General features: G+C 61.0%; 20 protein-coding genes and 1 pseudogene. 4 read left to right on the top strand and 17 right to left on the bottom strand.

Annotation, left to right across the window (positions count from 1 at the left end; all coding sequences use genetic code 11):
• From A6U87_RS26820 to cysG, 3 genes are read right to left on the bottom strand one after another with little or no spacing between them, the layout of a single operon-like run.
• The gene (locus tag A6U87_RS26820) at positions 1-1,671 is read right to left on the bottom strand and encodes a nitrite/sulfite reductase (protein ID WP_065694357.1); all 1,671 of its coding nucleotides are present in this window, start codon (positions 1,669-1,671) and stop codon (positions 1-3) included.
• A gap of 8 nt (positions 1,672-1,679) precedes the next feature.
• The gene (locus tag A6U87_RS26815) at positions 1,680-1,994 is read right to left on the bottom strand and encodes a DUF2849 domain-containing protein (RefSeq protein WP_065694356.1); all 315 of its coding nucleotides are present in this window, start codon (positions 1,992-1,994) and stop codon (positions 1,680-1,682) included.
• A 2-nt stretch (positions 1,995-1,996) separates the two neighbouring features.
• Positions 1,997-3,433, bottom strand: a complete 1,437-nt coding sequence (gene cysG / locus A6U87_RS26810; RefSeq protein WP_065694381.1) for a siroheme synthase CysG — start codon at positions 3,431-3,433, stop codon at positions 1,997-1,999.
• 262 nt (positions 3,434-3,695) lie between these two features.
• On the opposite strand from cysG, the gene A6U87_RS26805 reads away from it, so the two are divergent.
• Together A6U87_RS26805 and mazG are read left to right on the top strand one after the other, a co-directional pair.
• Complete coding sequence (locus A6U87_RS26805; RefSeq protein WP_065694355.1) at positions 3,696-4,283, top strand: deaminase; 588 nt, start codon at positions 3,696-3,698, stop codon at positions 4,281-4,283.
• A 6-nt stretch (positions 4,284-4,289) separates the two neighbouring features.
• A complete protein-coding gene (mazG, locus tag A6U87_RS26800; protein ID WP_065694354.1) occupies positions 4,290-5,123 on the top strand; it encodes a nucleoside triphosphate pyrophosphohydrolase in 834 nt (277 codons plus the stop codon).
• A gap of 3 nt (positions 5,124-5,126) precedes the next feature.
• Here mazG and hflX read toward each other — a convergent pair whose 3' ends face one another.
• The 8 genes and pseudogenes from hflX to dusB form a co-directional block, all read right to left on the bottom strand.
• A complete protein-coding gene (hflX, locus tag A6U87_RS26795) occupies positions 5,127-6,458 on the bottom strand; it encodes a GTPase HflX (protein ID WP_065694353.1) in 1,332 nt (443 codons plus the stop codon).
• A 77-nt stretch (positions 6,459-6,535) separates the two neighbouring features.
• On the bottom strand, positions 6,536-6,778 hold the full coding sequence (gene hfq, locus A6U87_RS26790) for an RNA chaperone Hfq (protein WP_003539403.1): 243 nt from the start codon (positions 6,776-6,778) through the stop codon (positions 6,536-6,538).
• A gap of 110 nt (positions 6,779-6,888) precedes the next feature.
• Positions 6,889-7,307, bottom strand: a pseudogene (locus tag A6U87_RS30550) (hypothetical protein); the annotation flags it as partial.
• 59 nt (positions 7,308-7,366) lie between these two features.
• Positions 7,367-8,731, bottom strand: coding sequence for a sigma-54 dependent transcriptional regulator (locus A6U87_RS26785; RefSeq protein ID WP_065694352.1), 1,365 nt, complete (start codon positions 8,729-8,731; stop codon positions 7,367-7,369).
• Complete coding sequence (locus A6U87_RS26780) at positions 8,721-10,991, bottom strand: PAS domain-containing sensor histidine kinase (RefSeq protein ID WP_065694351.1); 2,271 nt, start codon at positions 10,989-10,991, stop codon at positions 8,721-8,723. The genes A6U87_RS26785 and A6U87_RS26780 overlap by 11 nt, the downstream gene beginning before the upstream one ends.
• 195 nt (positions 10,992-11,186) lie before the next feature.
• Positions 11,187-12,638: a nitrogen regulation protein NR(I) gene (ntrC, locus tag A6U87_RS26775; RefSeq protein WP_065694350.1), complete on the bottom strand. Its 1,452-nt coding sequence runs from the start codon at positions 12,636-12,638 to the stop codon at positions 11,187-11,189.
• Positions 12,635-13,789: a nitrogen regulation protein NR(II) gene (locus tag A6U87_RS26770; protein WP_065694349.1), complete on the bottom strand. Its 1,155-nt coding sequence runs from the start codon at positions 13,787-13,789 to the stop codon at positions 12,635-12,637. Before A6U87_RS26770 ends, ntrC begins: the two co-directional genes overlap by 4 nt.
• The gene (dusB, locus tag A6U87_RS26765; RefSeq protein ID WP_141684055.1) at positions 13,786-14,778 is read right to left on the bottom strand and encodes a tRNA dihydrouridine synthase DusB; all 993 of its coding nucleotides are present in this window, start codon (positions 14,776-14,778) and stop codon (positions 13,786-13,788) included. The genes A6U87_RS26770 and dusB overlap by 4 nt, the downstream gene beginning before the upstream one ends.
• A 171-nt stretch (positions 14,779-14,949) precedes the next feature.
• Here dusB and A6U87_RS26760 point away from each other — a divergent pair, with 171 nt between their 5' ends.
• Together A6U87_RS26760 and A6U87_RS26755 are read left to right on the top strand one after the other, a co-directional pair.
• Positions 14,950-16,173 carry a bifunctional 2-C-methyl-D-erythritol 4-phosphate cytidylyltransferase/2-C-methyl-D-erythritol 2,4-cyclodiphosphate synthase gene (locus A6U87_RS26760; RefSeq protein ID WP_065694347.1) on the top strand — a complete coding sequence of 408 codons (1,224 nt, stop codon included), beginning with the start codon at positions 14,950-14,952 and terminating at the stop codon, positions 16,171-16,173.
• On the top strand, positions 16,170-16,670 hold the full coding sequence (locus tag A6U87_RS26755) for a CinA family protein (protein ID WP_065694346.1): 501 nt from the start codon (positions 16,170-16,172) through the stop codon (positions 16,668-16,670). Before A6U87_RS26760 ends, A6U87_RS26755 begins: the two co-directional genes overlap by 4 nt.
• On the opposite strand, the gene A6U87_RS26750 is transcribed toward A6U87_RS26755, so the two are convergent.
• The 6 genes from A6U87_RS26750 to lpdA form a co-directional block, all read right to left on the bottom strand.
• Entirely contained in the window at positions 16,661-17,104 is a 444-nt protein-coding gene (locus tag A6U87_RS26750; RefSeq protein ID WP_065694345.1) for a type II toxin-antitoxin system RatA family toxin, read from the bottom strand. The genes A6U87_RS26755 and A6U87_RS26750 overlap by 10 nt on opposite strands.
• Before the next feature lie 9 nt (positions 17,105-17,113).
• Positions 17,114-17,686: an AAA family ATPase gene (locus A6U87_RS26745; protein ID WP_065694344.1), complete on the bottom strand. Its 573-nt coding sequence runs from the start codon at positions 17,684-17,686 to the stop codon at positions 17,114-17,116.
• 72 nt (positions 17,687-17,758) lie between these two features.
• Positions 17,759-18,733: a lipoyl synthase gene (gene lipA, locus A6U87_RS26740; protein WP_065694343.1), complete on the bottom strand. Its 975-nt coding sequence runs from the start codon at positions 18,731-18,733 to the stop codon at positions 17,759-17,761.
• A gap of 39 nt (positions 18,734-18,772) precedes the next feature.
• A complete protein-coding gene (locus A6U87_RS26735; RefSeq protein ID WP_065694342.1) occupies positions 18,773-19,021 on the bottom strand; it encodes a GlsB/YeaQ/YmgE family stress response membrane protein in 249 nt (82 codons plus the stop codon).
• A 14-nt stretch (positions 19,022-19,035) separates the two neighbouring features.
• Entirely contained in the window at positions 19,036-19,290 is a 255-nt protein-coding gene (locus A6U87_RS26730; protein ID WP_065694341.1) for a GlsB/YeaQ/YmgE family stress response membrane protein, read from the bottom strand.
• A gap of 76 nt (positions 19,291-19,366) precedes the next feature.
• Positions 19,367-20,812 carry a dihydrolipoyl dehydrogenase gene (lpdA, locus tag A6U87_RS26725; protein ID WP_065694340.1) on the bottom strand — a complete coding sequence of 482 codons (1,446 nt, stop codon included), beginning with the start codon at positions 20,810-20,812 and terminating at the stop codon, positions 19,367-19,369.

Here is a 20,812-nt window from a genome sequence, read left to right as displayed (position 1 = left end):
TTATGCCGCTTCCGCCGCCGAACCGTAGAGCGCATCCTTGAATGGCTGCGGACCGACGCGGCGATAGGCATCGAGGAAGATCTCGGACGGATCCTTGCGCAGGCCGAGATAGGTGTCGACGATCTTCTCGATCGCGTCCGTCACCTTCTCCGGCTCAAAGCCGCGGCCGATGATTTCGCCGATCGAGGTGTGCTCGTCACCCGAACCACCGAGCGTGATCTGATAGAGCTCGGCGCCCTTCTTCTCCACTCCCAGAAGGCCGATATGGCCGACATGGTGATGGCCGCAGGCGTTGATGCAGCCGGAGATCTTGATCTTCAGCTCGCCGATTTCGGCCTGGCGCTCGGGATTGCCGAAACGGCGGGAGATTTCCTGCGCGACAGGGATGGACCGCGCATTGGCGAGCGCGCAGTAGTCCAAGCCGGGACAGGCAATGATATCGGTGATCAGGCCGGCATTGGCTTCGGCGAGACCGATGGCGACCAAGCCGCGATAAACGGCTTCGAGGTCAGCCAGCGCCACATGTGGCAGGATCAGGTTCTGCTCGTGGCTGACACGGATCTCGTCGAATGCGTACTCCTCGGCAATATCAGCGACCGCGTCCATCTGGCTGTCGGAAGCGTCACCCGGAATGCCGCCGATCGGCTTCAGCGAGATGGTCACCATGCCGTAGTCGGGGTTCTTGTGCGGCTGCACGTTTTGCTGCACCCAACGGGCGAACGCCGGGTCGGCCTTCTTCCAGCGAGCGAGGTTTTCCCAGCCTTCGGCACGCTGACGCAGAGCCGGCGGCGCGAAGTAAGCGGTGATCGCGGCAACATCGGCTTCCGGCAGCTTCAGTTCGGTGTCCTTGAGCGCAGCGAATTCGACTTCGACCTGGCGCGCCAGTTCCTCGGCACCGGTTTCATGCACGAGGATCTTGATGCGAGCCTTGTACTTGTTGTCGCGGCGGCCGTGCAGGTTATACACGCGCATGACGGCGGTCGTGTAGGACAGCAGGTCCTCTTCCGGCAGGAAGTCCTTGATGAGCTTGGCGATCATCGGCGTACGGCCTTGGCCGCCGCCGACATAGACAGCAAAGCCGATCTCGCCCTTGTCGTTCTTCTTCAGGTGCAGGCCGATGTCATGGACCTGGATCGCGGCGCGGTCGCGCTCGGCGCCAGTGACGGCGATCTTGAACTTGCGCGGAAGGAAGGAGAATTCCGGATGAACGGACGACCACTGGCGCAGAATTTCGGCGTATGGGCGCGGATCGGCGACCTCATCAGCGGCGGCACCGGCGAAGTGGTCGGCGGTGACGTTTCTGATGCAGTTGCCCGATGTCTGGATCGCATGCATCTCGACGGTGGCAAGCTCTGCCAGCACGTCGGGCATATCTGACAGCTTCGGCCAGTTGAACTGCAGGTTCTGGCGGGTGGTGAAGTGGCCATAGCCGCGGTCATAGGTGCGCGCGACATGCGCCAGCTTGCGCATCTGCTTGGAGTTCAGCGTGCCGTAGGGAATGGCAATACGCAGCATATAGGCGTGAAGCTGCAGATAGACGCCGTTCATCAGGCGCAGCGGCTTGAACGCGTCCTCGGCCAGTTCGCCGGACAGGCGGCGCTGAACCTGGTCGCGGAACTGCGCGACGCGCTCGGCGACAAAGGCGTGGTCAAATTCGTCGTAACGGTACATCTGCTTCCTCAGACTGCGATGAATTCAGGATCGGCGGGCTTGTAGCCCGGCGCATATTCCATGGTCGGGCCCTGCGCGCGAATACGCTCGCGAAGGCGAAGTGGCCAGAGAACGCCATTGGTTTCCTGCACCTCGACGACTGCGACGTCCACGACCTCGTTGTCGGCATAGGATTTTTTGCCAATCGCCTCCAGCGCCGCCACGGCTTCGGCATGGCGGGCAACGAGCGCATCCTGGAGCGAGGTTACCCATTGGCCGTTGGCGTTCAGCCAGACGGCAATGCCATCCGTCAATCGGTTGGCGGTCAGAACCTTGTCTACCATAATCAGCTCCTTGCAAATTCCTCGACCCGGGCACGCTCACGCACCAGCGGTTCGGACAGTTCGAAATTGGCGCCTGCGACCGCATCGCCGATAATTACCATGACCGGACCCGTCAATTCGTCGCGATGCTGCAGATCGGGGAGATCGCGCAGGATACCATGCAGCAACCGACGATCGGGGCGGCTTGCGTTCTCGATGACGGCGACCGTGGTTTCCGCCGGAAGGCCGGCCTGCATCAGGCGCTCAGCGACCGAGGCCGCGACAGTACGTCCCATGTAGACAGCAATGGTCGCACCAGAGACTGCCAGGCTGGCCCAATCGGGCAGCACGTCGCCTGTGAGATCATGACCTGTCGTAAAGACCAGCGACGATGCGACGCCACGCAGCGTTAGCGGCAGCTCGAAATCGGCAGCGGCAGCGAATGCCGAGGTAATGCCCGGCACGACCTCGTAGGAAATACCGGCCACACGCAGCGCCGCCATTTCCTCTCCCGCACGGCCATAGACGAGCGGATCCCCCGACTTCAGGCGGACGACGCGCTTGCCTTCCCGTCCGAGATGGACCAGCAGATCGTTAATTTCTTCCTGGCACTTAGAGTGGCATCCCTTGCGCTTGCCGACGGAAAGGCGCTCGGCATCCCGCCGTCCCATGTCGACGATTTCCTGCGGCACGAGCGCATCGTAGACGATGACATCCGCCTCCATCATCACACGCTGCGCACGCAGCGTCAGCAGATCCGCGGCACCGGGGCCGGCTCCCACCAACCAGACATGGCCCTGCACCTTGTCCAGCGACTGCAGCAGACCATTGGCCACCCGCTTTGCCTGCGGCAGATTCTCGTTGGCCACCGCGTCCGCAACAGCGCCGGAAAAGAATCGGCGCCAGAAGAGCCGGCGCGCTGCCCCCTTTGGCACCAGACGCTCGACCGTTGTTCTGTAGCCGATCGCAAGCCGCGCGAGGCGGCCGAGCGACGGCGCGAGCAACTGATCGACTTGTGCACGGATCATCTGCGCCAGTACTGGACCAGCACCTTCGGTGCCGATTGCCACGGCGACCGGTGCACGATTGACCAGCGCCGGCGTGAAGAAGTCGCAATAGTCGGGTTGATCGACAGCGTTGGCCGGGATGCGCTCGGCGCGCGCCGCGTCAACGATCGCACGATCCTCGGCGCCATCGCCAGTCGCGGCAAAAATCAGGGCGGCTCCGCGCACCTGATCGACGGCGAAACTTACACGCACTGTCTCGATGCGGTTTGCAATCAGATAGGCATGGTAGGCAGCGTCTGGTTTGTCGGCATAGGCAACGATGCGCGCCTGGGTGTTCAGAAGCAGGCGCACCTTGGCGAAGGCTTCGTCGCCATTGCCGAATACGGCCGCAACCTTGCCTTCCACGCGAAAGAAGGCAGGAAACACCGACAGTTGTTCACTCTTGGAAAGCATCATCAATCCATTTCGAAGTTGCCGGAATATGCACTGTCCGACCAGCCAAATGAAGAAACAGGAATCCGAAAGCCCGCGCAGGCGCGTATTCTTTTACTCGGCTTGTCAATGATTTGAGCAAAAGTCACCGGTGAGGCGCTGCGATCACATCTGCACGTACCGCAGCGCACCAGAAAGCCTGTGACAAATCAGGTTTACCGCGAAAATGGGCATTTGCCCGCAGCGTGGCTAACGATAAAGTACAAGCATCAAGGAGAAAACCATGCCTGACAATACGATAGCCGCCCGCCTTCTCGATGTCATGGAGCAGGATATCCTGCCACTGACGGAACGCGGCGTCTCGCTCGGAAACAAGGTTTTCGGTGCCGCCATCCTGCGCAAGTCGGATCTCTCGCTCGTCATTGCCGAAACGAACAACGAGCTGGAGAACCCGCTCTGGCACGGCGAAGTTCATACATTGAAACGGTTCTATGAACTGGGCGAGAAGCCTGCGACGAAGGATCTGATCTTCCTGTCCACGCACGAGCCCTGCACGATGTGCATGTCGGCAATCACCTGGGCTGGATTCGATAATTTCTACTACTTCTTCAGCCACGAAGATTCGCGCGACGCATTCGCGATTCCGCATGACCTCAAAATCCTGAAGGAGGTTTTCGGCCTTGAACCGGGCGGGTACAGACGCAGCAATGCCTTCTGGAACAGCTTTGCCATCGCCGATCTGGTGGCAACGGAGAACGATGCCGTAAAGGCAGCGCTCAAGGCACAGACCGCCAGGATCAAAGCGCGCTACGACAGCCTCTCCACCACCTACCAGTCGTCCAAGAGCGACAACGATATCCCACTGAACTGAGTGACCATGGAAGCTTCAAAGGATATTTCACGCCTGATCGAGATCATGGCTGCCTTGCGCAACCCGGATACCGGATGTCCCTGGGACATCGTGCAGACGTTCGAGACGATCAAGCCCTATACGATCGAGGAGGCCTACGAGGTCTCCGATGCGATCGAGCGTAGTGACATGGGCGACCTGTGCGACGAGCTCGGCGACCTGCTTCTGCAGGTGGTGTTCCACGCACGCATGGCCGAGGAAGCCGGAGAGTTTTCGTTCGGGGATGTGGTGCAGGCAATCACCGCCAAGATGATCCGTCGCCATCCGCATGTCTTTGCACGCTCCGACGCCGACACGCCCGATACGGTGAAGAAGCAATGGGACGAGATCAAGCAGGCAGAGAAACGCGAGCGTGCCGAACGGCGTGCAAGCCGCGGCATCCCCGAGGATTTCAAGGCTGGTTTTCTCGGCTCCGTTCAACGGAGCTTTCCGGCCCTCACCGAGGCGCTGAAGCTGCAGGAACGCGCCGCCAAGGTCGGCTTCGACTGGTCCGCGCCCGAGCCTATTCTCGACAAGATCGAGGAAGAGATCGGCGAGCTTCGGGTGGCCCTGAAGGAAGGCGATCAGAAAAAGGTCAGCGACGAGCTTGGCGATCTCATCTTCGCCGTTGCCAATATCGGGCGGCACGTTAACGCCGATCCGGAACAGGCGCTGCGCGGAACCAATACAAAGTTCCGGCGCCGATTCAGCCACATCGAAACGACTCTTCATGCAGAGGGTGAGACACTGGAGGCGGCCACACTGGAACGGATGGAAGAGATCTGGCAGGCGGCCAAGGCTATCGAGCGTCAGCTCGGCTAGTCGCTATTCCCAGTCTTCGCGCCGCGCCTTGGGACCATTGCCCAGGCGACGCTCTAGTTCGGCGGCTTCCGTTTCCGACAGGCGGACGTCGAGTGTGATCGAGCCGTCTTCCATGTCCTCGCGACCGTCAATGATAGCGTGATCGTAGAGCCACGGCAGCAGAGCAAGCTTGTCGACGGGTAACGTGACCGTGGTTTCGGTCAACACACCGGAAAGCCTGCGGCTGATCTCGTTCATCAGGCGATCGATGCCCTCGCCCGTGACAGCGGAAACAGCAACGACATTTGCAACCCCCTCCGCCTTCTGCACGATGGCTTCGTGCACTTCCGGCTCGAGACGATCGATCTTGTTCCAGACCTCGATGATGCGCTTTTCGCCCTCGGCCTCGTCGATGCCGAGATCCTTGAGGATACGCAACACGTCGGCGCTCTGCGCCTGGTTGTCGACATCGGACATGTCACGAACGTGCAGAACCAGGTCGGCCTCCAACACTTCTTCCAGCGTCGCGCGGAAGGCTGCCACGAGATGCGTCGGCAGGTCCGAAATGAACCCGACCGTGTCGGAGAGAATCACCGTGCGGCCATGCGGTAGCTTCATCCGGCGCAGCGTCGGATCGAGCGTCGCGAACAGCATGTCCTCGGCCAGCACGCCGGCTCCGGTAATGCGGTTGAACAGCGTCGACTTGCCGGCATTGGTATAACCGACCAGGGCGACGATCGGGTGCGGCACCTTCTTGCGCTTGGCGCGATGGAGCTGGCGCGTGCGCACCACCTGCTCAAGCTCCCGCTCGAGCTTGATGATGCGGTCCTGCAGCATGCGTCGGTCGGCTTCGATCTGGGTTTCACCCGGACCACCCATGAAGCCGCCACCACCGCGCTGGCGTTCCAAGTGGGTCCAGCTGCGAACCAGCCGGCCCTTCTGGTAATTGAGGTGTGCGAGGTCGACCTGCAGCGTACCTTCCTTGGTGGAAGCACGCCGGCCGAAAATTTCGAGAATGAGGCCGGTACGGTCGATGACCTTGGCGTTCCATTCCTTCTCGAGATTGCGCTGCTGAACCGGCGTCAGCGGATGATCGACGATGACAAGACCGGAGTCATTCTCGTCGAGGGACGCCTTGATTTCTTCGAGCTTGCCCGTACCCATCAACGTCGCCGGACGCGGATCGTTGACCGGTACGATGACGCCGTTCACCACATCGAGGTCGATCGCCTGCGCGAGTCCGATCGCCTCTTCAAGGCGGCTTTCCGGCGTGCGTGTGACAGCCTGCTGGCCGTCGGAAGCACTGCGTCCGCCGCGCCCCTTCTTGAGGACGGGCACGATGACAGTCGCGCGCATGTCATCCCGGTGCTTTGCTGCTTCCGGGATGATCGAATCATTCTTGGTATCGCGTGTCGAGATAACGGCTTGTCCTGTTAGGATGCGGCTTCTTCGCTCTCGAACATCTGCATCGGCTGGCCGGGCATGATCGTCGAGATTGCGTGCTTATACACGAGCTGCGAGTGACCGTCACGGCGAAGCAGAACGCAGAAATTGTCGAAAGACGTAACAACGCCTGTCAGCTTTACACCGTTGATAAGAAAAATTGTCAGTGAAATCTTTTGCTTGCGAACAGTATTGAGAAATAAGTCCTGCAAATTCTGAGAACGTTCCGCCATCGCGCCGCTTCTTTCTTTATTGCCGGCTCGGTTTCGCCGGTGAAATACTAATCAACCTCGCCAGTAGGCAGCCGACAACCCTCATCCCCTCTGCCCAGAAAGTCTTGGTATCAAATCGCAATCTTTTCCGCAATGTCGAAAAAGACCTCCCGAATTTTATGGGAGACACTGCCGGGATGTCCGTTGGCGATTGCCTGCCCGTCGATGGAAACCAGCGGGAAGCAGATACTCGTCGCGGCGGTGATGAAGGCCTCCCGTTCGGCCAACATCTCGGCCCAAAATCCACGCTCTTCGAGCCTCAATCCAATCGGGCGCCGTCGAGCCAATTGAGGGCCTGCGCTTTCTGTGAACGCGAGCTAGAGCAGCGTGGCTTCGGCGAGAAACGCGCGGTACCGGCACGCGGCACCGCGGGTGATCTGCAAGCAGAACAGTCGATTGCGCATACGGTTGCGGCGCAACGTCTCACGAATCACGTGGTCAGCGCGTCAACGCTGACGGGCTAGGCAATGCGCAGCTCGTTCAGCGAGCGCGTTGTCGCCGGGAGGAGAGACAAAAGACGGACGGCGCGCATGGCGCCGTCCCGGAGTATCAGACGCCCAGCGACTTCAGCTTGCGATGAAGAGCCGAACGCTCCATGCCGACGAACTCGGCGGTGCGCGAGATGTTGCCGCCGAAGCGGTTGATCTGCGCAATCAGATAGTCCTTCTCGAACATTTCGCGCGCTTCGCGAAGCGGCAGCGTCATGATGTGGTAGTCGTTTTTCGCCGACACCTTCGGCAGCATGTCGCCTAGATCGGTCGGCAGCATCTCAGCCGTGATCGGCGCATCCGGACCGTCCGAACGCGCGAGGATCATCAGTCGCTCGATGTTGTTGCGAAGCTGGCGAATGTTGCCCGGCCAGTCGTGCGCCTGAAGCACTGCCATGGCGTCATCGCCGATCCGCCGTGGTCGGATGCCTGCCTGCTCGGAAATCTGTCGCATGAGCTGGTCGACCAGAAACGGGATGTCCTCGCGACGCTCTGCCAGAGCCGGAACCTTGACCGGCACCACGGCAAGCCGGTGATACAGATCTTCACGGAACCAGCCTTCGGCGATACGGCTTTCCAGATTATAGGCGGTGGACGAAACGATGCGGACATCGACCTTCACGCGCTTTGAGCCACCAACCCGCTCGAACTGTTGGTCGACGAGGACGCGGAGGATTTTGTTCTGCGTCTCGCGCGGCATTTCGCCGACTTCATCGAGATAGAGGATGCCGCGGTGGGCTTCTTCGAGCGCACCGATCTTGCGCGCCTGCCCCGGTCCACCTTCCGTTCCAAAGAGCGCGATCTCCATGCGGTCAGGCGTGATGTTTGCAGCGTTGATCGCGACGAAGGGGCCATTAGCGCGCGAAGACCGCTTGTGGATCATGCGCGCGACGAGCTCCTTGCCGGAACCGGAGGAGCCGAAAATCATGATGCGGCTATTGGTCGGCGACACCTTCTCGATATTCTGGCGCAGCTGCGAGACCGCGACAGACGTGCCGATCAGCTCGACGGGGTCGCCGGCCTTGCGCTTGAGCTCGGACACTTCGCGCTTGAGCTTAGAGTTCTCCAGCGCGCGCTCGGCAATCAGGATAAGCCGATCGGCCTTGAACGGCTTTTCGATGAAATCGAATGCACCGCGCTTGATCGCCGAAACCGCCGTCTCGATGTTGCCGTGGCCAGAGATCATGACCACCGGAATATCCGGATGGCGGGTCTTGATCTCGTCCAGCAAGGAAAGGCCGTCGAGCTTGCTGCCCTGCATCCAGATATCGAGGAAGATCAGCCTCGGCGCGCGATCGGAAATTGCCGCGAGCGCGCTATCGCTATCGTGCGCCGTGCGTGTCTCGTGTCCTTCGTCGGACAGAATGCCGGAGACAATCTCGCGAATGTCGTGCTCATCGTCGACGACCAGAATATCAGAGGCCATATGCGCTTTCCTTGTCATTTGCGGCCGGAGCGGCGGGTGTTGTTTCCACGCGTGGCAGATGCACGCGGATCATCGCCCCTCGCCCTCGGTCAAAATCGGCGGGCGCATCGTGTAGCTCGAGCTGCCCGCCATGTTCCTCAATAATCTTCTTCACGATGGCGAGGCCGAGGCCCGTACCCTTTTCTCGCATCGTCATGTAGGGCTCCAGGATGCTGTGGCGATTTTCCACCGGCAGCCCTCGTCCGTTGTCGATCACATCGACGGTAAAGCGGTCGCGTGCGGCATCAAGCGATGCTCGCACCAGCACTTTGCGCTCGTCTCGTTCTTCGAGCGGCACCGTTTCGATTGCTTCCACCGCATTCTTGATCAGGTTTCCGAACGCCTGACCAAGCATGCGACTGTCGAATTGACCTTCCAGCGGAGTGTCTCCCAGTTCCTGCAGGAAGGCGACGTGGCTGTTGCCCATTTCGCGCAGGAAGACCGCATCGTGGAGGATCTTGCGCAGGTCGCTCGGCTCCTTGATCGGCTTCGGCATACGCGCGAAGGACGAGAACTCGTCGACCATGCGCCCGATGTCACCGACCTGACGGATGATGGTTTCGGTGCACTGGTCAAAGACGCCACGATCGGCCTGGTCGATCTGCTTGCCGTAGCGGCGCTGTATGCGCTCGGCGGACAACTGGATCGGCGTCAGGGGGTTCTTGATTTCGTGGGCGATGCGTCGCGCCACGTCGCCCCATGCTGTCGAGCGCTGCGCGATCACCAGATCGGTGATGTCGTCCAGCGTGATGACATAGGATTCGCTCGCGTCGCGGACTTCCTCACGGGTCACCTGAACGCTGAGGGTCCTGACCGTTCCGCCACGAACCAACGCGATCTGCTTGCGGAAATCGCCGCGATAGCGGGTTGCCGCCTCCGTCAGGACCTGGTCAACCTCGGGCGCGATTTCAGAGACCAGCTTGCCGAGCATCTCGGCCGCGGGCAGCGCCATCAACGCTTCAGCGGAACTGTTGACGATCGTTATACGACGATCGTGTTCGACACCGATAACCGCGGCCGTGACACCCGAGAGAACGGCTTCGATGAAGCGGCGACGATCGTCTACCTCGTCCTTCGCTTCCAGAATCTCGTCACGCTGCGTGCGAATTTCCGAGATCATCTTGTTGAAGGTGCGCGAAAGATTGGCAACGTCGCCATCCACCGCATGCACGGGAACGACGATATCCATGTTGCCGGACGCGACATTGTCGGCGGCGGTGATCAGCAGCCGGATCGGGCGGACGATACGGTCGGCCACCGCGATCGCGGTCCAGATGGCGGCAAGCAGCACGATCAGGGCGAAGCCGATGTAGAGAACCGCAAAGGCGATTTGCAGCGAGAACCGCCCCGACTCCATCGACTGATATTCGGTGGCGTTCTCCTCCATCATGCGCATTGCGGTCATGACTTTCGGATCAACCGCTCGCACGGTGTAAAGGTAGGCCCCATCGATTGCTTCAAGCTTGATGATGGCGCCCACGAGATTGGTCACGCCGGGCGGTATCAGCGTGGGCTGACCGGCAGCGGCCTTGTTCAGCGCGTCCTTGGGTATGGCCGGCAGCGGCTTTTCGGTCTTGATATCCGCCTGCGCGAGAACGGAGCCGTCCGCCCGCACGAGAAACGCGCCGAGAAGGCCGCGTCCGCGCGCCTGCCGCGTCATCAAATCTGCAAAACCGGTGCGATCGAGGCTGTACCGCTGGCGGTTGCGCTCGAGATCGTTTGCCATGGAAACGGTCTGCCCCTGGAGGTAGCTCGCGTTTTCCATCATGTAGGCTTGCCCGATATTTCGGGAAGAACTGACGATCGACTGCGTCCGCAAGGCGAACCAGCGGTCGAGGCCGGCATTCAACGTGATACTGGCGAAGATGGCAACGAGAATTGCCGGCGTGATCGCGACGAGCGAAAACAGCACGACAATGCGAATGTGAAGCCGCGCGGCAGCACGACCGCGCTTACGCGCCTTGACAAGGCGCAACACCTCGCGCCCGATCAGGGCCATGAGCCCGAGGACGAAGAACGAATTCACGACCACGGAGGTGATAACGACCTGGGACGTCGGCGCAATCGGCGTCAGCCCGAGCAACACAAACAGCGTCATCGTTGCGCAAAGCAGTGCGCCCCCGGCAAGCACGAGACCGGGCAGAGCAAACAGCGCACGGCGATCGGTAACGGTCGTGATCGACTCGTCTTCCGCCGCCGGCGGCACCGCATCCTGCTTCATTCGCTTATTTCTCCTTGCGGCAGAATTTCATCTGCCGCATCCCACGGACCAGGATCGAGAACTGCGTTCCCCCTCGGCTCAGCTCAACGCTGACCCAAGGTTCTCGGACGCCAGACCAACCGCGAGAACACCAACCCCTTGCGTGACTTATAAGCAACGCATTGTGGCGAAAATGCAACGCAGTCGGTCACATTGTCAAGCTGTGCGGGAGCTTCTGTAGACCGAAACGCCGAGCTCTCTGATCTTCTTTCGCAAGGTATTGCGGTTAAGACCAAGCAGATCGGCCGCCTTGATCTGGTTGCCGCGCGTGGCGGTCAACGCAGCCAGAATCAGGGGGTATTCCATTTCCGTCAAAACCCGGTCGTAGAGGCCCGGAGGCGGCAGATTTTCGCCAAAAGTTGCGAAATACGTCCGCATATTCTCTTCGACCGCCTGGGCGATCGTGATGTCGCCGTTGCGGATCGGCCCCTTCTCGATCGGGCTGTCTGGAACGTCCGAACGGAGCTCAGCCTCGATGATTTCGCGGGTGATTACATCCTGTGGATAAAGCGCCATCAGACGCCGGATCAGGTTCTCCAGCTCACGCACGTTCCCCGGCCAGGCGTAGGCCTTCATCAGTTCCAGCGCTTCCTGATCGAAGCGCTTGGTGCCGAGACCTTCCTTTTCCGCCTGCTGGATGAAGTGGCGGACGAGATCCGGGATGTCTTCTGCGCGGTCGCGCAGCGGCGGCAGGCGCAGCGGCACGACGTTGAGGCGGTAGTAAAGGTCTTCGCGGAAAAGGCCCTGGTTGATAGCCTGTTTCAGATCCTTGTTGGTCGCGGCGACGATGCGGACATCCGTGCGGATCGGCGTGCGGCCGCCCACGGTCGTATATTCGCCCTGTTGCAGGACGCGCAGGAGGCGCGTCTGGGCGTCCATCGGCATGTCGCCGATTTCGTCCAGGAACAGCGTACCACCTTCCGCCTGCTCGAAACGTCCGGTCGAGCGCGTCTGCGCGCCGGTGAAAGCGCCCTTCTCGTGGCCGAAGAGTTCGGATTCGATCAGATCGCGAGGAATGGCAGCCATGTTGATGGCGACGAAAGGACCGTTGCGGCGTTTGCCGTAATCGTGGAGTGCCCGAGCAACCAGTTCCTTGCCGGTACCGGACTCGCCGGTGATCATCAGCGTCAGGTCGGTTTGCATGAGGCGCGCAAGCACGCGGTAGATTTCCTGCATCGCCGCAGAGCGACCGACCAGCGGCATCCCGTCCTGCATGTCCTCGTCGAGCTTGGCAGGCTTGCGCTTCGGCTCGGCAAGAGCACGACCGATGATGCCGATCAGTTCGGTCAGATCAAAGGGCTTCGGCAGGTAGTCATAAGCCCCCTTCTCCGACGCCTTGATCGCCGTCATGAAGGTGTTCTGCGCGCTCATCACCAAGACCGGGAGATCAGGGCGCGCCTTCTTGATGCGGGGCAGCAGATCGAAGGCATTTTCGTCGGGCATGACCACGTCGGTCACCACCAGATCGCCCTCACCCGCCGATACCCAGCGCCACAGCGTTGCGGCGTTGGAGGTGATACGCACGTCATAGCCGGCGCGGCTCAAGGCCTGATTAAGCACGGTACGAATTGCCGCATCATCATCTGCGACGAGGATCGTTGCTGTCATCGAGAAGGTCCTGTGGGGTTCATGGTCGTTGCATCCTCAAGCGACGCATCCTTGGATGCGGGCATGAGGACACGGAAGGTCGTCTTGTAGTTCTGGCTGTCGCACTCGATAATGCCGCCGTGGTCACCAATGATCTTGGCGACAAGCGCCAAGCCAAGCCCGCTTCCATTCGTCTTGGTGGTGATAAACGGATCGAAGAGGTGCGGCAGCAAATCGGCCGGCACGCCGGGTCCATTGTCCTGAACGCAGAATTCGAGCGGCAGCGAGATCTTTTCGCGCGTACCGGCAACCGACAGGCGGATACCGGGGCGATAGGCCGTCGTCAGAACGATTTCGCCGTCCGGCCGGTCACCGATGGCTTCAGCAGCGTTCTTGACGAGGTTGAGGAATACCTGAACGAGCTGATCGCGGTTCGCATAAACCGATGGCAGCGAGGGGTCGTAGCTTTCAGTAATCTTGAGATGACGCGCGAAGCCTGCCTTGGCCACAGCCTTCACGTGGTCAAGCACCGAATGGATATTCACCGGGACGCGATCAACGGGACGCTCGTCGGAAAACACTTCCATGCGGTCGACCAGGGAGACGATGCGATCCGTCTCGTCGCAGATAAGACGCGTCAAGGCACGGTCGTCATCGACCGCCGACTGCTCCAGAAGCTGGGCCGCCCCGCGAATACCCGAGAGCGGATTCTTGATTTCATGCGCCAGCATCGACGCTAGGCCTGTAACCGAGCGGGCGGCTGCGCGGTGCGTCAACTGCCGATCGATCTTGTCGGCCATCGAGCGTTCCTGGAAGACGATCACAACCGATCCCGGCTCGCTGATGACAGGCGCCACGTAGATATCGACCAGCTTGTCCTGCCCAAGTCGCGGCGAACTCAGATCGACGCGATACTCGTTGATCGGAGCACGCCGTTCCCGCACCTGATCGATCAGGGCAAGGAGCGGGCTTCCGAAAGGAATAAACGTCGAGATCTTGTAGCGCGCCAGATGCGCGGCGCTGGCGCCGAAGAACGCCTCAGCCTCCCAGTTGGCAAAGGCGACGAGGCCTGCCTCGTTGACCATGACGACAGGGTTCTGGATGGCATTCAGCACAGCCATGGCAACCGCGCTGCCCGCGTGGTCGGCAGCTACCGGCGTATCGTTTGTCATGCGGCCTCCCGATTTTCGGTTTTCGATGTTGCGGCCATCAGCGCATCGCGGAACCGTTGCGAAACGTCGCGGGGATCTCGCGCTGTCATGATCGCTGCCTTCTCGGTTGCCGTTATGGCGGGTGCGAAGCGCTCGAGGTACCAGCCGAGATGCTTGCGCGCATGGCGCACGGCAACTGCCTCGCCATAAAACTCCAGCATCATCCTGTAATGCTCGACCGCGATGTCGGGAATCTCCCAGGACTGCGGCTCTTGCGCGCCGGCCAGCACGCCCGCGTGCCACGGTCGTCCCTGGCAGCCTCGCCCGATCATCACCGCATCTGCACCCGACCGGCGAAGAATCTCCTGGGCGTCCTCGCTTGTTTCCACGTCGCCATTGGCAACGAGCGGAATGCGGAGCACGTCACGAACCGCACGAATCGCGTCCCAGTCTGCATGCCCTTCGTAAAACTGCATGCGCGTACGACCGTGGATAGTCACCAACTGCACGCCAGCGTCCTCGGCGCGCTTTGCTATCTCTGGCGCGTTGATCGAATTTTCGTCCCAGCCAAGCCGCATCTTCAGCGTGACAGGAATATCGACCGCCTTGACCGTTGCCTCGATGAGACCCAGCGCGTGGTCCGGATCGCGCATCAGCGCAGAACCGGAATAGCCGCCGATGACCTTTTTGGCGGGGCAGCCCATGTTGATGTCGATGATATCGGCGCCATGATCCGCTGCGATCTTTGCGGCCTCCGCCATCCAATGCGCTTCGCGTCCCGCGAGCTGCACCATGTGCGGCTGAAAGCCCGCGGCCTCCAGTCGCGCCCAGGATTCCGAGGTATTGTTGACGAGTTCCCGGCTCGCCACCATCTCGGTCACCACAAGGCCGGCACCGTAGCGCCACGCGAGTTGCCGGAACGGCATGTCCGTCACACCGGACATCGGCGCCAGCACGACGCGATTGCGCACGGCAACATTTCCGATACGCAAAGGTGATGCGAGATCCATATCAGCCAATTGATTATCTTTCAGGCACGCCAGGTGGGTGCACTATTTTTAGACATGTTTGAAGGGCTTGCCAAGGGGGCAGTGTCCGAATTGATATTTTTCGGGCAAATGCTGGAATTCGGTGCGCCAAGCCGTTAGAGCACCAGTACAAATTCTGCTTTTTGGGGATTTATGCCGCAAATGCATCAAAAGCAACCGATATCGGCTGGGGTTGTCATCGTCGCTGCCGGACGCGGAGAACGCGCCGGGGCACCCGAAGAAGGGCCGAAGCAATATCGCCCCATCGGCGGCAAGCCAGTCATCGCCCATACGCTCGATGTATTCCAGACCTGGGACCGGGCGAAGCGCATCGTCGTGGTGATTCACCCTGACGACAAGGCGCTCGTTGCTGCTGCACTTTCGACGGTCCCCTCCGCGGCAAAGGTCACGATCGTTCACGGCGGAGCGACGCGACAGCAATCGGTTCTGGCGGGTCTGCGTGAACTCCAGGCTAGCAGCGACATCACACATGTCCTGATCCACGATGCCGTACGGCCATTCTTCGACCATGCGCTGCTCGATCGGGTCGCGGACGCTTTGTCGGGGGGCGCCACCGCTGTTCTGCCAGCCACGCCGGTTGCGGACACGCTGAAACGTGCCGGCCCATCCGGCGATGTCATCGAGACGGTGCCGCGGGCTCAGCTTTACGCGGCCCAAACGCCTCAGTCCTTCGCCTTCGAGACCATTCTGTCGGCGCATGAGAAGGCAGCTGCGGAGGAACGCACCGATTTCACCGACGATGCCTCCATTGCCGAATGGGCCGGTATCGAGGTCAAGATCGTCGACGGATCACCGGATAATGTGAAACTGACAGTAAGGCGGGACATCGAGATGGCCGACCAGAGACTTTCCAGGCAACAGCTTCCCGACGTGCGCACCGGCAACGGCTACGACGTCCACCAGCTGGAAGCCGGCGATGGCGTGACGCTGTGCGGCGTCTTCATTCCGCACGACCAGAGGCTGAAGGGACACTCCGACGCCGACGTTGCGCTGCATGCGCTGACCGACGCGCTGCTGGCCACCTGCGGCGCTGGCGATATCGGCGACCACTTCCCGCCATCGGATCCCCAATGGAAGGGTGCGCCATCGCGCATCTTCATCGAACACGCGGCCAAGATCGTTCGCGAACGCGGCGGTACGATCATGAACGCCGACGTATCACTCATCGCCGAAGCGCCGCGCGTCGGCCCGCATCGTGATGCAATGCGTGCCAATCTGTCGGAGTTTCTCGGCATTTCCATAGACCGCTGCTCGGTCAAGGCGACCACGAACGAAACCATCGGCTTCGTCGGCCGGCGCGAAGGCATTGCGGCGATTGCCACTGCCACTGTCGTCTATCAGGGCAAGGAACCATGAGCCTCTTTCCCTCTGACATCATGTCGCAAGCCGAGGCGATCGTTCGCGCGTTCACCTCAGCCGGCTTGATGATCTCGACGGCCGAGTCCTGCACCGGCGGGCTGATCGCTGGCGCACTGACCGAAATACCGGGCTCGTCGGCCGTGGTGGATCGCGGTTTCGTCACCTATACGAACACCGCCAAGATGGAGATGCTTGGCGTGCAGGAGACGACGCTTGCCCGCTACGGCGCGGTCTCCGAGGAAACTGCCCGGCAGATGGTGCACGGCGCCCTCTTCCGCTCCCGCGCCGATATCGCGGTCGCGGTGACGGGTGTGGCGGGACCAGGTGGTGGTTCGGCTGAAAAGCCGGTCGGGCTTGTTCACCTCGCCGCCAAGTCCCGCACATCAGGGCTTGCTCATCAAAGGATGCTCTACGGCGATATCGGCCGCGATCAAGTTCGGCTCGCGACCGTCAGGACAGCGCTCGAGATGATCCGCCAGCTCGCTCAGTTGTAGATCTTGCCGGCCCGCGTTTCGAAGGCTTCCGAGAACATGCGGAAAGCGCGATCGAACATCGAGCCCATCAGGGCACCGAGGATACGGCTCTTGAATTCGTAGTCGATGAAGAAATGGACGTTCGAGCCGCTCGCGGTATCCTCGAAGCGCCAGCGGTTGTCGAGGTACTTGAACGGTCCGTCGATGTATTTGACATCGATGACCCGCTCCGCCTTGTTCAGCAGCACTTGGGTCGTGAAGGTCTCACGGATCGCCTTGTAGCCGACGGTCATGTCGGCAATCAGCAAGATCTTGCCGTCGCGTTCCTTGCGGCTGCGCACCACAAGCCCTTCGCAGAGCGGCAGAAATTCCGGATAGCGCTCGACATCGGCGACGAGGTCGAACATCTGTTCAGCGGAGTGCGGGACGGGGCGATGCGTTTCGAACTGAGGCATGAGCGGCAGTTAAGCGGGCGCGCCGAGAAGATCAAGAAGATGGTTCACGTCTCGCCGGCTTTTCAGCTGAAAAACCGGCACTTCAGGGCCGTGCCTGTCGAGCCCGTCAATCACCAGCGGTGCAAACCGCTTTTCAAACGTCCAGATGTAAGTCAAAAACTCCCGGTCCGGCACGCGCTCCAGGCATCCTGATGCCATGTCCGGCCGCGTCTTGCCGAAATGAAAGAACGCGCGCTCGCAGACCCCCCACAGGCAGAGCCAACGGGGCATGCGCACCCAGATGACCAGTTGCGTGCGCGGGACACGGAGGTCGAAGGTGGATGGGCCAGTGCCGTCCATGAGCCAGCGTTCGGTGCCAACGACATCGGTGATCAGCCGGCGCTCTTCATCCTTGGAGCGCTTGATCCAACCGGGGAGCCAGAAGAACTCCTTGTCCATGGAGAAGTAAGGCAGATCGAGCCCGCGACTGAGCTTTCGCGACAAGGTGCTCTTGCCGCCGCCAGAACAACCGATGACCATGATGCGCTCGGATTGCCGCAGCAACCCGGCGGCTTTGCCGATGTCGTTGATGTAAGCCGGCATCCTCGTCGCTCCTGCAAACAAAAAGCCGCGGGAAGATCGCTGCGGCTTTGAGAAAATGCAAGCGTTCGTTGATTATTCCGCAGCCACCAGCATTTTTTTCTCGCGGGCCGCGCGCAGGCGGGCGAAGTCGTCGCCGGCGTGGTGCGAGGAGCGGGTCAGCGGGCTGGAGGCGACCATCAGGAAGCCCTTGGTGTAGGCGACCGTCTCGTAGGACTTGAATTCCTCGGGCGTGACGTAGCTCATGACCGCGTGGTGCTTGCGGGTCGGCTGGAGGTACTGGCCGATCGTCAGGAAGTCGACGTCGGCGACGCGCAGGTCGTCCATCAGCTGCAGCACTTCGTTGCGCTCCTCGCCGAGGCCGACCATGATGCCCGACTTGGTGAACATGGTCGGGTCCAGTTCCTTCACCCGCTGCAGCAGGCGAACGGAGTGGAAATAGCGGGCGCCGGGACGGACCGTCAGATAGTTGCCCGGAACGGTTTCCATGTTGTGGTTGAAGACGTCGGGCTTGGCGGCGACGACGCGCTCCAGCGCACCGGGCTTCTTCAGGAAGTCGGGCGTCAGGATTTCGATCGTGGTCGTCGGCGATGCGGCGCGGATCGCCCAGATCACCTTCTCGAAGTGCTCGGCGCCGCCGTCTTCCAGATCGTCGCGGTCGACGGAGGTGATGACCACGTGGCTGAGGCCCATCTCCTTGACGGCCTTCGCCACGCTCTCGGGCTCGGCCATGTCGAGCGCGTTCGGCTTGCCGGTCGCGACGTTGCAGAAGGAACAGGCGCGGGTACAGATCTCGCCCATGATCATGAAGGTGGCGTGCTTCTTGTCCCAGCACTCGCCGATATTCGGGCAGCCGGCCTCCTCGCAGACGGTGACGAGCTTGTGCTCCTTCACGATCGAGCGGGTTTCGGCGTAGCCCTTGGAGGTCGGCGCCTTGACGCGGATCCAGTCCGGCTTGCGCATGACTTCCGTATCCGGGCGATGCGCCTTTTCCGGGTGCCGCACGCGCTTTTCAGCGTTTGGATTGATCCTGTCGAGAATAGTTACCATCAATAACCTGCCTTCAAACCGCCGAAACGGCCTTCTTCGTCAGCGTCTGACGAGTTTTGCCAGAAATAGCAAGATACAAGAGCCGATGAAACCCGTCACAAGGTAACCCTGCCAACCGCTGGCGACATAGATCCCTGCGCGGGCAAAGATCGCACTGGCGATGACAGCACCGACGATGCCGATGAAAATGTTCATCAAAACGCCGAAGCGTATGCCCATCAGAATGCCGGCGAGCCAGCCCGCCAGGCCTCCGACGATAATGGCCGTAATCCAGCCCACACCTTCCATGCAGTCTTATCCCCTCAAGCTATCGCCCTTGCGATCAACACCACGATGATGGCGCCGACCGTGGCATGAATGATCTGCACCACAAGCGCATTCTCGATACCGAGCGAAATCCCCAGCGCGTTGAAGAGAAAGCCTCCGACGAACGCGCCGATGATGCCGCTGAGCAGGCACCGTATCAATCCGCCTCCGCCAACGATCAGGCTGGCGAGGAATCCCGCGACCAGACCGATCAGGAGGAAGATGACGAGTGCCTGCGTACCCATAGACATGATGATTTCCTTTCGCTTTTTCCAGTCCGGGACCGGATGGAATCCAATCCCTCATAGAGAGCAGCGAAGAAAATTATCAAGCGTTCAGGACACGACCATAAGCATCCAAAACCGCTTCCTTCATGGTTTCGGAAACCGTCGGATGCGGGAAGATGGTGTGCATCAGTTCTTCTTCGGTCGTTTCCAGGTTCATGGCGACCACGAAGCCCTGGATGAGTTCGGTGACTTCGGCACCGACCATGTGGGCGCCGAGCAGTTCGCCGGTCTTCTTGTCGAAGATCACCTTGCAGAGACCCTGATCCTCGCCAAGCGCGATCGCCTTGCCGTTGGCGGCAAAGGAGAAGCGACCGACGCGGATGTCGCGGCCGGCTTCCTTGGCCTTGGCTTCCGTCAGACCAACGGAGGCGACCTGCGGGTGGCAGTAGGTGCAGCCGGGGACCTTGCCCTTGTCGGTGGCGTGAACGTTCGGCAGGCCGGCGATCTTTTCGACGCAGACGACGCCTTCGTGCTCGGCCTTGTGGGCGAGCATCGGCGGGCCGGCGACATCGCCGATGGCGTAGATGCCGGCGATGTTGGTCTTGCCGTAACCGTCGATGACGACGCAGCCGCGGTCGGTCTTGACGCCAACGGCTTCGAGGCCGAGATTTTCGATATTACCCTGAACGCCCACGGCCGAGATCATGCGGTCGGCGGTGATCTGCTGGACCTTGCCGTCAGCCGTCTCGACGTGCGCGGTCAGGCTATCAGCGGCCTTTTCGACCTTGGTGATCTTGGCGCTGGTGAGGATATTCATGCCGCGCTTCTCAAGCTGCTTGCGCGCGATCGCGGTGACTTCGACGTCCTCGACCGGCATGATGGTCGGCATGACTTCGACGACGGTGACGTCGACGCCCATCGAGCGGTAGAAGCTCGCGAATTCGATGCCGATGGCGCCAGAGCCCATGACGATCAGCGACTTCGGCAGGGCTGCCGGCTTCATCGCTTCGAAATAGGTCCAGATCAGCTTGCCATCCGGCTCGATGCCCGGCAGCGCGCGCGGACGAGCACCGGTTGCGACGATGATGTGCTTGGCGGTGTAGGTGCCCTCGCCCTTGACGTTCTTCGGAACCGGGTTCTGCGGCTCGACGACGGGCTTGGAGGACTTGCCGACGACGATTTCGCCCGGCTTGGTGATCTTGGCCTCGCCCCAGATCACATCGACCTTGTTCTTCTTCATCAGGAAGCCGACGCCGCCGTTGAGGCGCGCGGAGACACCGCGCGAGCGGGCGACAACGGCTTTCACGTCGGCGCTCATCTTGCCCTCAAGCACGAGGCCGTAGTCTTTGGCGTGGTTGGCGTGGTCGAGCACCTCGGCCGAGCGGAGCAGAGCCTTGGTCGGGATGCAGCCCCAGTTCAGGCAGATGCCGCCCAGGTGCTCGCGCTCGACGATCGCGGTCTTGAGACCGAGTTGGCTGGCGCGCACAGCGGCCACATAGCCGCCGGGACCGGAGCCGATGATGATGACGTCGTAATTCTCAGCCAT

Origin of the sequence: Rhizobium sp. AC44/96 (genome assembly GCF_001692185.1) — a bacterium.
In the GTDB taxonomy this organism is placed as follows: Bacteria; Pseudomonadota; Alphaproteobacteria; order Rhizobiales; family Rhizobiaceae; genus Rhizobium.
This window is presented reverse-complemented; position numbering and strand designations above follow the sequence as displayed.